Below are 725 nucleotides of genomic sequence, written 5' to 3' on the forward strand. Positions count from 1 at the left end.
AAAAAGTTCCGTGAATATTTACTTTTGTAGATTTATTAGCCTCTATGATTGTTTTATCGAATGCTTCTATATTAAAGCTTACACTTCCTTCGCAGATGCCGTTTACTTCTAAAGTGTTTCCATTATCATAAAAATTAAGCATTATATTTCCGCTTGCTGAAACTGATGAGATATKGGGTATAATATATTTTGTGATATTGTCTATTACCTCATATTGAGTGCTTGATTTTCTTATAATTTTACTTTTATTTACTTCTACATCTGTGTCTGTATCTATTCCTATTATTAATGATGTTGGTATTACGGATATAATATTTCCAGATTTTRAAATTTCTATTTTAAAATTTTGTAAATRCACTTCTCCTGCTGCATCAGAATATGCAATCAATGTTCCATAATATATTCCAGCATAATCATCAATATTTTTATATTGATTATTGCTTATATTATTGCTGAAAGCTAAATTTGTAAGTATTAACAAAAAGATAAATATTTTTCTCATTAATTTAAATATATCAATTTTTAATATACTTATTAATAAAAAAATAATTAAAAAATATCATTATAAGCTTTTAGCCCATAACTAGATTCAGCATTTTTTACAGCATTATTAATAGCCCTTCCCATTACAATGGCAGCCAAACTTCCAACAGCATCAATACTAGCCTTAATATCTCCAACAGACATAGCATAAATACTATCCCCATCTAATGTAGTATGTACAG

At 26.5% G+C, this 725-nt stretch carries 1 protein-coding gene and 1 pseudogene; both read right to left on the minus strand.

Annotation, left to right across the window (positions count from 1 at the left end):
- Nucleotides 1–502 (minus strand): hypothetical protein (locus GQX97_RS13145; protein WP_157152287.1); only part of this gene is annotated, 502 nt, incomplete at its 3' end.
- Nucleotides 503–549: 47 nt separating this feature from the next.
- Nucleotides 550–725 (minus strand): annotated as a pseudogene (locus GQX97_RS13150) (peptidase S58 family protein); the annotation flags it as partial.

The sequence above is a fragment of the Brachyspira sp. SAP_772 genome (assembly GCF_009755885.1).
Taxonomy (GTDB): Bacteria; Spirochaetota; Brachyspiria; order Brachyspirales; family Brachyspiraceae; genus Brachyspira.